General features: G+C 57.5%; 14 protein-coding genes. 10 read left to right on the top strand and 4 right to left on the bottom strand.

Annotated features, from left to right (window positions below):
* Positions 1–40: 40 nt before the first annotated feature.
* The gene (gene cycA, locus N5J69_RS15175; protein WP_279771412.1) at positions 41–1,435 is read left to right on the top strand and encodes a D-serine/D-alanine/glycine transporter; all 1,395 of its coding nucleotides are present in this window, start codon (positions 41–43) and stop codon (positions 1,433–1,435) included.
* Positions 1,436–1,488: 53 nt separating this feature from the next.
* Here cycA and N5J69_RS15170 read toward each other — a convergent pair whose 3' ends face one another.
* Both N5J69_RS15170 and rutR read right to left on the bottom strand, forming a co-directional pair.
* Positions 1,489–2,463 (bottom strand): metal-dependent hydrolase, encoded by a 975-nt coding sequence (locus tag N5J69_RS15170; protein WP_279771410.1) that lies wholly within the window; start codon positions 2,461–2,463, stop codon positions 1,489–1,491.
* Positions 2,464–2,501: 38 nt separating this feature from the next.
* On the bottom strand, positions 2,502–3,137 hold the full coding sequence (gene rutR / locus N5J69_RS15165) for an HTH-type transcriptional regulator RutR (protein ID WP_279771408.1): 636 nt from the start codon (positions 3,135–3,137) through the stop codon (positions 2,502–2,504).
* 305 nt (positions 3,138–3,442) lie between these two features.
* Here rutR and rutA point away from each other — a divergent pair, with 305 nt between their 5' ends.
* Genes rutA through rutG form a run of 6 tightly spaced genes read left to right on the top strand, consistent with a single transcriptional unit; the run spans position 3,443 to position 8,381 of the window.
* Positions 3,443–4,534 (top strand): pyrimidine utilization protein A, encoded by a 1,092-nt coding sequence (gene rutA, locus N5J69_RS15160; protein ID WP_279771405.1) that lies wholly within the window; start codon positions 3,443–3,445, stop codon positions 4,532–4,534.
* Positions 4,534–5,247: a pyrimidine utilization protein B gene (gene rutB / locus N5J69_RS15155; RefSeq protein ID WP_279771619.1), complete on the top strand. Its 714-nt coding sequence runs from the start codon at positions 4,534–4,536 to the stop codon at positions 5,245–5,247. The genes rutA and rutB overlap by 1 nt, the downstream gene beginning before the upstream one ends.
* Before the next feature lie 19 nt (positions 5,248–5,266).
* Entirely contained in the window at positions 5,267–5,662 is a 396-nt protein-coding gene (gene rutC / locus N5J69_RS15150) for a pyrimidine utilization protein C (protein WP_279771403.1), read from the top strand.
* Positions 5,662–6,471, top strand: a complete 810-nt coding sequence (rutD, locus tag N5J69_RS15145) for a pyrimidine utilization protein D (RefSeq protein WP_279771401.1) — start codon at positions 5,662–5,664, stop codon at positions 6,469–6,471. The genes rutC and rutD overlap by 1 nt, the downstream gene beginning before the upstream one ends.
* A 19-nt stretch (positions 6,472–6,490) precedes the next feature.
* Positions 6,491–7,006, top strand: a complete 516-nt coding sequence (gene rutF, locus N5J69_RS15140) for an NADH-dependent FMN reductase RutF (RefSeq protein WP_279771399.1) — start codon at positions 6,491–6,493, stop codon at positions 7,004–7,006.
* 46 nt (positions 7,007–7,052) lie between these two features.
* Complete coding sequence (gene rutG / locus N5J69_RS15135) at positions 7,053–8,381, top strand: pyrimidine utilization transport protein G (RefSeq protein WP_279771397.1); 1,329 nt, start codon at positions 7,053–7,055, stop codon at positions 8,379–8,381.
* On the opposite strand, the gene N5J69_RS15130 is transcribed toward rutG, so the two are convergent.
* The gene (locus tag N5J69_RS15130) at positions 8,382–9,296 is read right to left on the bottom strand and encodes a DMT family transporter (protein WP_279771395.1); all 915 of its coding nucleotides are present in this window, start codon (positions 9,294–9,296) and stop codon (positions 8,382–8,384) included.
* 96 nt (positions 9,297–9,392) lie between these two features.
* Complete coding sequence (locus tag N5J69_RS15125) at positions 9,393–9,566, bottom strand: general stress protein (RefSeq protein WP_013357370.1); 174 nt, start codon at positions 9,564–9,566, stop codon at positions 9,393–9,395.
* A gap of 301 nt (positions 9,567–9,867) precedes the next feature.
* Between N5J69_RS15125 and wrbA the strand changes: the two genes are divergently transcribed.
* The 3 genes from wrbA to N5J69_RS15110 are packed head-to-tail and all read left to right on the top strand — an operon-like array spanning position 9,868 to position 12,146.
* Positions 9,868–10,467: an NAD(P)H:quinone oxidoreductase gene (gene wrbA / locus N5J69_RS15120; RefSeq protein ID WP_279771393.1), complete on the top strand. Its 600-nt coding sequence runs from the start codon at positions 9,868–9,870 to the stop codon at positions 10,465–10,467.
* 20 nt (positions 10,468–10,487) lie between these two features.
* The gene (locus N5J69_RS15115) at positions 10,488–10,718 is read left to right on the top strand and encodes a YccJ family protein (protein ID WP_003850006.1); all 231 of its coding nucleotides are present in this window, start codon (positions 10,488–10,490) and stop codon (positions 10,716–10,718) included.
* A 54-nt stretch (positions 10,719–10,772) separates the two neighbouring features.
* A complete protein-coding gene (locus tag N5J69_RS15110) occupies positions 10,773–12,146 on the top strand; it encodes an NAD-dependent succinate-semialdehyde dehydrogenase (protein WP_279771392.1) in 1,374 nt (457 codons plus the stop codon).
* Positions 12,147–12,151 lie beyond the last annotated feature (5 nt).

Here is a 12,151-nt window from a genome sequence, read left to right as displayed (position 1 = left end):
AGCAGAGCTGACACAACATCACGACAGGAAAGACAATTCTATGGTTGATCAATCTAAAGAAACCGCACGCGCACTCGACGCGCCCGACAAGCTACAGCGCAACCTGCACAATCGCCATATTCAGCTCATCGCCATTGGGGGTGCTATCGGCACCGGCCTGTTTATGGGCTCCGGTAAAACCATCAGTCTGGCTGGCCCCTCGATCATTTTTGTCTATATGATCATCGGCTTTATGCTGTTCTTTGTCATGCGCGCTATGGGAGAGCTGCTGCTCTCCAACCTTGAGTACAAATCCTTCAGCGATTTCGCTGCGGATCTGCTTGGCCCGTGGGCGGGCTATTTTACCGGCTGGACTTACTGGTTCTGCTGGGTGGTCACCGGCATCGCCGACGTCGTGGCCATCAGCGCCTATTTCCAGCTCTGGTTTCCGGGCTTCTCAATCTGGATGAGCGCCCTGCTCTGCGTGGTGGTTTTCCTGGCGCTGAACATTGCTACCGTTAAGCTGTTTGGTGAGATGGAGTTCTGGTTCGCGATTATCAAAATCGTCGCCATTGTGGCGCTGATCGTAACCGGCATTGTGCTGGTATCCATTCACTACCCTTCACCCGGTGGCGGCACCGCAGCGCTGAGCAATATCTGGGATCACGGCGGAATGTTCCCGAAAGGACTCAGCGGCTTCTTTGCCGGATTCCAGATTGCCGTGTTTGCGTTTGTCGGCATTGAGCTGGTGGGCACGGCAGCCGCGGAAACCCACGATCCACATAAAGTGTTACCGCGCGCCATTAACGCGATTCCGCTGCGGGTAATCATGTTTTATGTGCTGGCGCTGATGGTCATTATGGCGGTGACGCCGTGGACCCAGGTGATGGCCGATCGCAGTCCCTTTGTTGAGATGTTCGTGCTGATTGGCCTGCCTGCGGCGGCAAGTATCGTTAACTTTGTGGTGCTGACCTCGGCGGCCTCCTCGGCAAACAGCGGCATCTTCTCCACCAGCCGTATGCTCTATGGTCTGTCGCAGCAGGGTGTTGCCAGTCGCGCCTTTGGCCGTCTCTCAGCCCGCGCGGTTCCGACCACCGGCCTGTTCTTCTCCTGCCTGTGCCTGCTGCTCGGTGTGGCGTTGATCTATCTTATCCCGGATGTGATGAAGGTCTTTACGCTGGTCACCACCGTTTCGGCCATTCTGTTTATGTTCGTCTGGACCATCATTCTGTGCAGCTATCTGGCCTACCGTAAAAAGTATCCGCAGCGCCATGCCGGGTCGGCGTTTAAAATGCCACTGGGTAAGTTTATGTGCTGGGTGTGCATGGCATTCTTCGCCTTTGTGCTGGTGCTGCTGACGCTGCAGGACGATACGCGCCAGGCGCTGATGGTAACGCCTCTCTGGTTTGCACTGCTGGGTGTGGGCTGGATGCTGCGTAATCGTCGCAGCCGCTAATCCGTCACAGCATGAAAAAGCCCGGTCACCTGACCGGGCTTTTTTTGACTTTTTTACAGGCGTTCGCCCAGCGCAGAGAAAATGGCAGACAACGAGGGACGTTCATAAGGTAAGCGCTGCGGCCGCGAATCAGGCTGCTCAGGCGTGCCCAGACCAAACGTGAAGGTATAGCTATCGCCTTCGCCCATGCGCAGATCGGCTATCGTTGTCTGCCCGTCCTGCTCACGCAGGGCATAGAAGCCGTGGCTGAACCAGGCGACGCGCTCTGCGTACCCGCTGCCCCGAAATGCGTCGAACAGTTCAGGGTGACGCGGATACCATGTCACCTGCAGCGGACGCGAAGGCGACAACAGTGACCAGTAAGCTTCACCATAGCGATCCGGCGTCATAATCACGCTGCGCCAGACCAGCGTAGTAAAGGCCGTGGGCGTCACCAGGACTTTATCAGACGCAATGCCCTGCGCCGTCAGCGCCTCTCTGATCTGCCAGCCTGCAACGCCCTGAATCACCACGCTCCAGACCAGATAAAGCGTACTCAGCGTCAGGCCGAAACGGTTCCCGCGTACGCCTTTGTCATCACGACGCCACAGGGCGACAATCAGGCCCGCCAGCAGTGGCAGCGTATAGAGCGGATCGATAATGTAAATGCTGCCGATGGCATAAGGGTAATCGGTGATCGGCAGGCCAAGCTGCGTTCCGTACACCGTCATCAAATCAAGCAGTGGATGGGTAATCAGCGCCAGCCAGATCGCGGGCCACCACATCGCCCACGTTATGCGCTGACGAAAGCAGCCCGCAATCCCCCACGCAATCAGAGGTGAGACCAGCGTGAGCCAGATCAGCGCATGGGACTCCGTGCGGTGCAGGGTCATGTTGCGTATCGCATCACCATGATCAAGGAACACATCCAGATCGGGTAAGGTGCCGCAGACGCCGCCCACCAGCGCGGCCTGCCAGACCGGCACCCGACGTCCCATCACCGCAACACTGACCGAAGCACCCAGCACGAACTGCGAAACAGAATCCATTGATTAACCCCGTCACCGAATGATGAATGTGTCCTGAATTAGCGCACGCGAATGCCTTCAATGATCATGCGCTGAACGTTTTCAACGGTCTGGTCGAAAAACGCCGGATCGCTGAGAGTCTGGCCGGTCACGGCCTCAACCTGGGTGGCAAAATCGGCGTAATGCTGCGTGGTGGCCCACAGCATGAAGATCAGATGTTGAGGCTGGACGCCCGCCAGCCGTCCTTCATCAATCCAGCGCTCAATAATCGCTGCCTTGTCATCCACCAGTTGCTTGAGATCGCCCGCCAGCTCTCCTTTCAGCAGGGGTGCGCCCTGTAACATCTCCAGACAGAACAGACGGGAAGCCTGAGGGTGATCGCGGGACACTTCCAGTTTCAGCCGGATGTAACGCCGGATGGCGACCAGCGGATCCTGATCGTGCGCCAGCGCACGCAACGGGGCCAGCCAGACATCCAGGATCTGCTTGAGCACCGCCACGTAGAGCACTTCTTTAGAGGGAAAATAGTAGAGCAGGTTGGTTTTAGAGACATCGGCCAGTTCGGCCACCTTATCGAGGCTGGTGCCGTGAATACCAAACTGTGAAAAGAAGGTTAATGCCGCTTCCAGTATGGCAGCCCGCTTCGCTGCCACCGCACGCGAACGACGCGTTGGCGTTTTTTCATCGTTATTCACACGTTTACCTCATCCTTCTGGTGTCAGCGCATCATAGCAAAGGGATGCGTCGCTGCCCAATCCGCGCCCTGCACCTTTTTTGCTCAGCCTGCATGCAAAACGTGCAGCGAATTTTGACCAGATGGTCCGAAATGGACCCGTCAGTCCACTTAACCCTTTAGGGTTAAATTCAACTCATTGTTATCTATACCAATAAAAATTGTGGCACACAGTTTGCAAAATTGTGACTGAGCGCAGCCCACACGGATGTCGCAGGATGCAGTGCAGCGCGTGAAACACCTTCCCCCATCGCAACGAGGTTTCACATGAAGATAGGCGTCTTTATTCCGATTGGTAACAATGGCTGGCTGATTTCGTCCAATGCGCCGCAGTACATGCCGACCTTTGAACTGAACAAAGCCATCGTGCTGAAAGCAGAGCATTATCATTTCGATTTTGCGCTCTCGATGATCAAACTGCGCGGCTTCGGCGGAAAAACAGAATTCTGGGATCATAACCTGGAGTCATTCACCCTGATGGCGGGTCTGGCTGCCGTCACATCACGCATCGAAATCTACGCCACCGCAGCCACCCTGACACTGCCCCCGGCCATTGTGGCGCGTATGGCGTCCACGATTGATTCTATTTCAGGCGGTCGCTTCGGTGTTAACCTGGTGACCGGCTGGCAGAAACCAGAATATGAACAGATGGGAATGTGGCCGGGCGATGAGTATTTTGGCAGCCGCTACGCATATCTGACCGAGTACGTTACCGTGCTGCGCGATCTGTGGGGCACCGGAAAATCGGACTTTAAAGGTGAGTTCTTCACCATGAACGACTGCCGCGTCAGTCCGCAGCCGCAGCGCCCGATGAAGGTTATCTGTGCCGGACAGAGCGATGCCGGTATGGCCTTCTCCGCTCAGCACGCTGATTACAACTTCTGCTTTGGTAAAGGTGTTAACACGCCTGCCGCCTTCAGCGCTACGTCCATTCGCATGAAGCAGGCCGCAGAAAAAGCGGGCCGTGATGTCGGCTCCTACGTGCTGTTTATGATTATTGCTGCCGAAACCGATGAAGAAGCGCGGGCGAAGTGGGAACACTATAAAGCCGGTGCGGATGAAGAAGCGCTCTCATGGCTCACCACCCAGAGTCAGCAGGACACTAAATCGGGCAGCGACACCAATGTGCGCCAGATGGCGGATCCGACCTCGGCAGTCAACATCAACATGGGCACTCTGGTCGGCTCTTATGCCAGCGTGGCGCGGATGCTGGATGAAGTGGCGCAGGTTGAAGGCACGCACGGTGTGCTGCTGACCTTTGATGATTTCCTGGAAGGTATTGAAAACTTCGGTCAGCACATTCAGCCGCTAATGACCTGTCGCAGCGCCCTGCTCGATGCACAGCAGGAGGTGGCATGATGAATACCGTTTATTGTGCCCACACGCCGGCTGTTCCTCAGGTTGAACTGCCAGCACGGCCAGAGCCGATCGCCTTTCCACCGGGTCAGACGGCACTAATTGTCGTCGATATGCAGAACGCCTATGCCACTGAAGGTGGCTACCTCGATCTGGCGGGCTTCGATGTTTCCGCAACGAAGCCGGTTATTGCGAAAATTCATCAGGCGGTGACGGCGGCCCGCGCGGCAGGCGTACAGATCATCTGGTTCCAGAACGGCTGGGACCGTGATTATGTTGAAGCGGGAGATGCCGGGTCTCCTAACTTCCACAAATCAAATGCGCTAAAGACCATGCGCAAACGCCCCGAACTGCAAGGTTCGCTGCTGTCAAAAGGCGGCTGGGATTACGCGCTGGTCGATGAGCTGGTGCCACAAGCGGGTGACATTGTGCTGCCAAAATCGCGTTACAGCGGCTTCTATAACACCTCACTTGACAGCATGCTGCGCAGTCGCGGGATCCGTCATCTGATTTTCACTGGCATCGCCACCAATGTCTGTGTGGAATCGACGCTGCGCGACGGCTTCTTCCTGGAGTACTTCGGCGTGGTGCTGGAAGACGCCACGTATCAGGCTGGCCCGGCCTTTGCGCAACAGGCGGCCCTGTTCAACATCGAAACCTTTTTTGGCTGGGTGTCGGATGTCGATACCTTCTGCGAAAGCCTGAATACCCGCTAACCCCTGAGAGGATGTCGCTATGCCGAAAAGTATCATTGTGCCACCAGGCACTACCACCCCCATTGCCCCGTTTGTCCCCGGCACGCTGGCGGATGGCGTGGTCTATGTCTCGGGTACGCTGCCGTTTGATGCTGACAACAACGTGGTGCATGTGGGTGATGCCGCCGCACAGACCCGCCACGTGCTGGAAACCATTAAAAAGGTGATTGAGACCGCCGGTGGCAGCATGAACGATGTGACATTTAACTCAATCTTCATCACCGACTGGTCGAATTACGCCGCCGTGAATCAGGTTTACGCCGACTACTTCCCCGGTGACAAGCCTGCCCGTTTCTGCATTCAGTGTGGGCTGGTCAAGCCTGATGCGCTGATTGAAATCGCCAGTGTGGCGCACATCGGCAAACCGGAGGTCTGATGCAGCTGGATATTCTGGGCCTGCAAAACCCCGAGGCACCCACGCTGGTGCTCTCTTCCGGGCTGGGCGGCGTGGCCGGTTTCTGGCAGCCACAGCTGGCGGCGCTGACGGCACGCTATCGGGTGGTGCTCTATGACCAGCGCGGCACCGGACGCAGCGCGGACAGCTTACCGGAAGGCTACAGCATGGCGATGATGGCAGCGGAACTGGCTGACGCACTGGCGCAGCACGGCATCCTGCGTTTCAGCCTGATCGGCCACGCGCTGGGCGGGCTGATCGGGATGCAGCTGGCGCTGGATTATCCGGATCGGATCGCGCGGATCGTGGTGATCAATGGCTGGCTGACGCTGAATCCTCATACCCGGCGCTGTTTTCAGGTGCGGCAGGATCTGCTGCTCAACGTCGGCGTTGAGGCATTTGTCCGTGCCCAGCCGCTGTTTCTTTATCCTGCTGAGTGGATGGCACAGCATCAGACGCGGCTGGAGCAGGAAGATAGCCACCACGTGACGCATTTTCAGGGGATGGAAAACCTGATGCGGCGACTGCACGCCCTGATGAGCGCCGACTTCAGCGCACGGGCGGCTGCCATTCCGCAGCCGGTGCTGGTGATCGCCAGCCAGGACGATCTGCTGGTGCCGTGGCACTGCTCTGCGGATCTGGCCGCAGCCCTGCCCAACGCCACTGAAAAAATGATGGCCTGGGGCGGTCATGCCATGAGCGTCACCGACCCCGAAAACTTTACTGCCCTGCTGTTGCAGTGGCTGGATGAAACTGATGACGTGCGGCCGCTGCAGCGCGTCGCCGGATAGCCCCTTAACGGAGAAGACGATGAGCCTGGATACCCTTACCCCTGCCGTTGAGAAAACGGCGTTTCGCCAAGCGATGTCACGACTGGGCGCAGCGGTCAACATCATCACCACTGAAGGCCCGGCCGGTCGCGCAGGCTTTACCGCCTCGGCGGTGTGCAGCGTCACGGATTCGCCGCCGACGCTGCTGGTCTGCCTTAACCGCTCTGCCTCGGTTTATCCGGTGTTCCGTGAAAATATGCAGCTTTGCGTCAATACGCTGGCAGCGGGACACGAAGCACTCTCTAATCTATTCGGCGGAAAAACGCCCATGGCCGATCGTTTCATTGCGGCTGAGTGGTCAACGGCCGTAACCGGCTCGCCGGTACTGAGCGGCGCGGTTGCCTCTTTTGACTGTCGCATCACGCAGATTGTCAGCGTCGGTACGCATGACACCCTGTTCTGCGAAGTCGTGGGCTTAGTGCGCAATGATGACACTCACGGCCTTGTATGGTTTGACCGGGGATACCATCCCCTGTTGCGGCAGGATGCCTGTTAACTCTTCCCTGAAACTTACCGGCATTCCTCACGCTCTGGAGTAGACGATGGCACAATCCTGGTTTCCGCAATGGCAAAAGAAGTCGGCACTGACAGAAAACGGCATTATCGCCCCGGATGAGACGCTGCCGCTGGGGCAGACGCTGGTGCTGGGGTTGCAGCATGCAGTGGCAATGTTTGGCGCAACGGTGCTGATGCCGCTGCTGATGGGGCTGGATCCCAATCTGGCGATTCTGGTCTCCGGTATCGGGACCCTGCTGTTCTTCTTTATTACCGGCGGCAGGGTGCCCAGCTATCTCGGGTCGAGCGCCGCTTTTGTGGGCGTGGTGATTGCGGTGACCGGCTTCAGCGGTCAGGGGCTGAATCCAAACCTTAGCGTGGCGCTGGGCGGGGTTATCGCCTGCGGCCTGCTCTACACGCTGATTGGGCTGGTGGTGATGAAGGCGGGCACGCGCTGGATCGAAAACCTGATGCCGCCAGTGGTGACCGGCGCGGTGGTGATGGCAATTGGACTGAATCTGGCACCGATTGCGGTTCACAGCGTCTCTGCGTCTTCATTCGACAGCTGGGTTGCGGTGATGACCGTACTCTGTATCGGTCTCGTCGCGGTGTTTACCCGCGGGATGGTACAGCGTCTGCTGATTCTGGTGGGCCTGATTATGGCCTGGGCCATCTATGCACTGCTGACCAACGTTATGGGGCTGGGCAAGCCGGTGGATTTTACGCTGCTGTCACAGGCAGCGTGGTTTGGCCTGCCGCACACCACCGCACCGACCTTTGATCTGCAGGCGATGGTGCTGATCGCCCCGGTAGCAATCATTCTGGTGGCGGAAAACCTGGGGCATCTGAAAGCGGTGGCGGGCATGACCGGCCGCAATCTTGACCCTTATATGGGACGGGCTTTTGCTGGCGATGGCCTGGCCACCATTCTCTCCGGTTCAATCGGGGGTAGCGGTGTAACGACCTATGCTGAAAACATCGGAGTGATGGCGGTTACGAAGGTTTACTCGACGCTGGCGTTTGTTGCCGCGGCGGTTATCGCCATTCTGGCCGGTTTCTCACCGAAGTTTGGTGCGCTGATCCACACCATTCCGGCCCCGGTGATCGGCGGTGCATCCATTGTGGTTTTTGGGCTGATTGCGGTGGCAGGCGCACGCATCTGGGTGCAGAACCATGTCGATTTAGGTCAGAACAGTAACCTGATTATGGTGGCTACCACCTTGGTTCTCGGCGCAGGGGATTTCGCACTGAAAATCGGCTCTTTCACCCTGGGCGGTATCGGTACTGCTACCTTTGGCGCGATTATCCTCAATGCCATTCTGCGCCGACGCAGTGCGGCGCAGCAGGATAAGCCGCTGGCGCGACAGCAGGGTTAACTACTCCAGCGGTGTGGCAGCAGGCTGCACCGCTTTTTTCCGTTTCAGTCGCAGCTCACTGACGATGACCCCGCAGACGATCAGCCCGCCGCCCAGCAACGCCAGTGCAGGCAGGCGCTCACCGGCAATACGTCCTACCACGCCCGCCCAGACCGGTTCCCCGGCATAAATCACCGTAGCGCGGGTTGGCGAAACGCTGCGTTGCGCCCAGTTCATGGTGACCTGAATCAGAGCACTGGCAGCGCCCAGCCCCAGCGCGCTGAGCAGCAGTGGCGTTGAGATCACGGGCACCGTTTCGCCATCAGGGATCATCAGCGCAAAAGCACACAGTGACGCCACCGCCAGCTGGATCAGGGTCACACGGCGTACATCGACCTGCCCGGCATACCGACTGATTAAGATGATCTCGGCGGCAATCGCCAGAGTGCTCAGTAGCGTGGCTATTTCACCGGCGTTAAGACTGATGCGGCCATCCTGCGGCCCCGCCACCAGCAGCAAGCCGGTAAACGCCAGCACAATCCCCAGCCAGGACATTAAACCCGGTGGACGACGCAAAAACAGCCACTGCAGCAGCGGCACGACCGGAACATAGAGCGCGGTGAGAAAAGCGGACTGACTGCTGGAGATGGTCTGCATTCCCCAGGTCTGCAGGCCATAGCCTCCGGCGATCGACAGGCCAATCAGCGCGCCCGCTTTCACTTCCAGCCAGGTCATGCCTGCCAGATAGCGGCGGAAAAAGAGCGCCAGCAGCAGCGCGGCGGTGGCAAAACGAAGCCCCACAAAGAAGAACGGCCCTGAGTGCTGCATCGCACGATGCACCACCAGAAAGGTGCCGCCCCAGATCATGGTTATAAAAATTAATACCAGCTCCTGCCGCGTCAGGCGCAGGGTTAAACCACGGCGTGTGTCCGACATAATTCACCTGATAATGTGTCCGGACGACATTGTGGGGAGAGCGAGGGGGAAAAGCAACGACGATAACCGCCAGCCTCAGCCGGCGGCAGAGTGGGGTTATGCGTCCGCTTTTTTAGGGCTACTGCGCCCGCCCTTCTCACCAGCACGGGCAGCGCGCTGCGGATCATTTTTGAAATTACCGCCGCTGTTTTTTCCCCCTTTACGCCCCGCTTCTGCGGCGCGTTCACGGTTCTCAGCAAAATTTCCTGAACCTCCACGATGTGTTGTCATGATTTGCTCCTGTCGCGTAGTGCGATAAATAAGAATGAAGTAGCAGAGAGCTGACGGCATGAAGCCTGAATCCAACCCATGCTTAAATAATAGCCAGATTCTCCTTTTACTCGCCCGACAGTCACATTTAGCAACAGACTAATCACCAGCAATTTGATTAAACAACGAACATTCTGCCAGCTTACAACCGATTAGCTGTGGATTTATTGCCCGACGCATTCGCTGCAACGTCTGTATCGCCTGCGTAAAACGAAAGCTCTTCTATACTTTTTCTGGACGTCAAAACCACCTGGAGAGATCAATGGCCAAGATTCTGGTGCTCTACTACTCGATGTACGGACATGTTGAAACGATGGCGAACGCAGTTGCTGAAGGCGCGCGTCGGGTTCCCGGCGCGGAAGTGGATATCCTGCGGGTACCAGAAACGATGGAGGCCGATCGCTTTGCACAGGTGGGCGGCAAAACCAACCAGCAGGCAGCAGAAGCGACGCCTGAAGTACTGCCTGACTATGACGCGATAATCGTCGGCACCCCGACCCGCTTTGGCAACATGTCCGGACAGATGCGGACGTTCTGGGATCGCACCGGCGGTCTCTGGGCGTCAGGTGCCCTGTCTGGCAAGGTTGCCAGCGTCTTTACCTCAACCGGCACTGGCGGCGGTCAGGAGCAGACGATTACCTCGGTCTGGACCACGCTGGCACATCACGGCATGGTGATTGTGCCAATCGGCTACGGCACCAAAGAGCTGTTTGATATTTCTGAGGTTCGCGGGGGTACGCCTTATGGTGCGACCACGCTGGCGGGCGGCGATGGTTCGCGTCAGCCGACAGAAGCGGAACTGAATATTGCCCGTTTTCAGGGTGAACACGTTGCCGGACTGACCGTCAAACTGCAGGACTGATTTAAACAAAGGAGAAAAGTATGTCTACTGAACAATCGAAAGCACACCACGTTGGCGAATGGGCAAGTCTGCGTCATACCTCCCCTGAAATTGCCGAAGCCATTTTCGAAGTGGCGAATTACGACGAGAGACTGGCAGAAGAGATCTGGCGGCAGCAAGGCAGTGATGACGTGCTGATCCGCGCCTTTGAAAAAACCGATAAAGATCTCCTGACCTGGGATGACAAGCCCGTAGAACGTAAGAACGTCTGATTCAGGGGCGGGACTTTCCCGCCCTCAATTTTTTAGCTCACCAAGGAGTACGCTATGTCTTCCTATCAAAGCATTAATCCCGCCAATAACCAGTTGCTGAAAAGCTGGCCGCCGCACGATGAGGCCGCCGTCAGTCATGCCCTGGACGTCGCCGATCGCCTGTTCCATTCTTCATGGAGCAAAGGTGACATCCAGCCACGTCTGCAGGTACTGAAGAAACTGGCTGACCTGATTGATAGCCGTGCGGAAGAGCTGGCCACCATCGCCAGTAAAGAAATGGGTAAACTGATTGGTCAGAGCCGCGGTGAAGTGAAAATCTGTTCCCAGATTGCCCGTTATTACGCAGAGAATGCGGAACGTATTCTGCAGCCACAGTCCTATCCCAGCGAACTGGGTGAAGCCTGGGTTGAGTATCACCCGATTGGCGTTTTAGTGGCCGTAGAGCCGTGGAACTTTCCTTACTATCAACTGATGCGCGTGCTGGCTCCTAACCTGGCGCTGGGTAACCCGGTGCTGGCAAAACATGCCAATATCGTGCCGCATTGTGCCGACATCTTCGAAAAGCTGGTGCGTGAAGCGGGTGCGCCTGAAGGGGCCTGGACTAATCTGTTCATCTCAACCGATCAGGTTGCCGATCTGATTGCTGATGACCGGGTTCAGGGTGTTGCCCTGACCGGTTCCGAGCGCGCAGGCAGCGCCGTGGCTGAGCAGGCCGGTAAGCACCTCAAGAAGTCGACGCTGGAACTGGGCGGCAATGATGTGTTTGTGGTGCTGGACGATGCCGATCTCGATGAAGCGGTTCGTCAGGGTGTGCAGGCGCGTCTTAGCAACTGCGGCCAGGTCTGTACCGCCGCAAAACGCTTCATCCTGCATGAGAAGATTGCCGACCGCTTTATCAGCCAGTTCAGCGCCGCACTGAGTTCCGCCACGCTGGGCGATCCGCTGGATGAGAAGACGACCCTTGGCCCGCTCTCCTCCGCTGACGCGCGCGATCGCCTGGTAAAACAGGTAGACGAAGCCGTCGCCAGTGGCGCAAAACTGGTCACGGGCGGCAAAGCTGTTGAGGGTGCAGGCTGCTACTATCCGCCCACGATTCTCACTGGCATCACACCGGATAACCCTGCTTATTATCAGGAATTCTTTGGCCCGGTTGCGCAGGTCTATGTTGTGGGTGACGATCAGGCCGCTGTGGCGCTGGCGAACGACTCGCACTACGGACTGGGGGGGTCGGTCTGGACCCGCGACATTGTACGTGGTCGCAAACTGGCCTCCGCCATCGAAACCGGCATGGTGTTTATCAACTCCCAGAGTGATACCTCTGCGGAGCTGCCTTTTGGTGGTGTAAAACGTTCAGGCTATGGGCGTGAGCTTTCTGATTTGGGCATCAAAGAGTTTGCGAATCAGAAACTGGTGGTTGTGGCGGGATAATCGCC

This window comes from Pantoea sp. GD03673, from assembly GCF_029844725.1.
In the GTDB taxonomy this organism is placed as follows: Bacteria; Pseudomonadota; Gammaproteobacteria; order Enterobacterales; family Enterobacteriaceae; genus Pantoea.
This window is presented reverse-complemented; position numbering and strand designations above follow the sequence as displayed.

What these genes read in the sequence shown, in the direction of transcription:
- cycA (WP_279771412.1), top strand. Translation starts at nt 41, where the DNA reads ATGGTTGATCAATCTAAAGAAACCGCACGCGCACTCGACGCGCCCGAC.
- N5J69_RS15170 (WP_279771410.1), bottom strand. Translation starts at nt 2,463, where the DNA reads ATGGATTCTGTTTCGCAGTTCGTGCTGGGTGCTTCGGTCAGTGTTGCG.
- rutA (WP_279771405.1), top strand. Translation starts at nt 3,443, where the DNA reads ATGAAGATAGGCGTCTTTATTCCGATTGGTAACAATGGCTGGCTGATT.
- rutB (WP_279771619.1), top strand. Translation starts at nt 4,534, where the DNA reads ATGAATACCGTTTATTGTGCCCACACGCCGGCTGTTCCTCAGGTTGAA.
- rutC (WP_279771403.1), top strand. Translation starts at nt 5,267, where the DNA reads ATGCCGAAAAGTATCATTGTGCCACCAGGCACTACCACCCCCATTGCC.
- rutD (WP_279771401.1), top strand. Translation starts at nt 5,662, where the DNA reads ATGCAGCTGGATATTCTGGGCCTGCAAAACCCCGAGGCACCCACGCTG.
- rutF (WP_279771399.1), top strand. Translation starts at nt 6,491, where the DNA reads ATGAGCCTGGATACCCTTACCCCTGCCGTTGAGAAAACGGCGTTTCGC.
- rutG (WP_279771397.1), top strand. Translation starts at nt 7,053, where the DNA reads ATGGCACAATCCTGGTTTCCGCAATGGCAAAAGAAGTCGGCACTGACA.
- N5J69_RS15130 (WP_279771395.1), bottom strand. Translation starts at nt 9,296, where the DNA reads ATGTCGGACACACGCCGTGGTTTAACCCTGCGCCTGACGCGGCAGGAG.
- N5J69_RS15125 (WP_013357370.1), bottom strand. Translation starts at nt 9,566, where the DNA reads ATGACAACACATCGTGGAGGTTCAGGAAATTTTGCTGAGAACCGTGAA.
- wrbA (WP_279771393.1), top strand. Translation starts at nt 9,868, where the DNA reads ATGGCCAAGATTCTGGTGCTCTACTACTCGATGTACGGACATGTTGAA.
- N5J69_RS15115 (WP_003850006.1), top strand. Translation starts at nt 10,488, where the DNA reads ATGTCTACTGAACAATCGAAAGCACACCACGTTGGCGAATGGGCAAGT.
- N5J69_RS15110 (WP_279771392.1), top strand. Translation starts at nt 10,773, where the DNA reads ATGTCTTCCTATCAAAGCATTAATCCCGCCAATAACCAGTTGCTGAAA.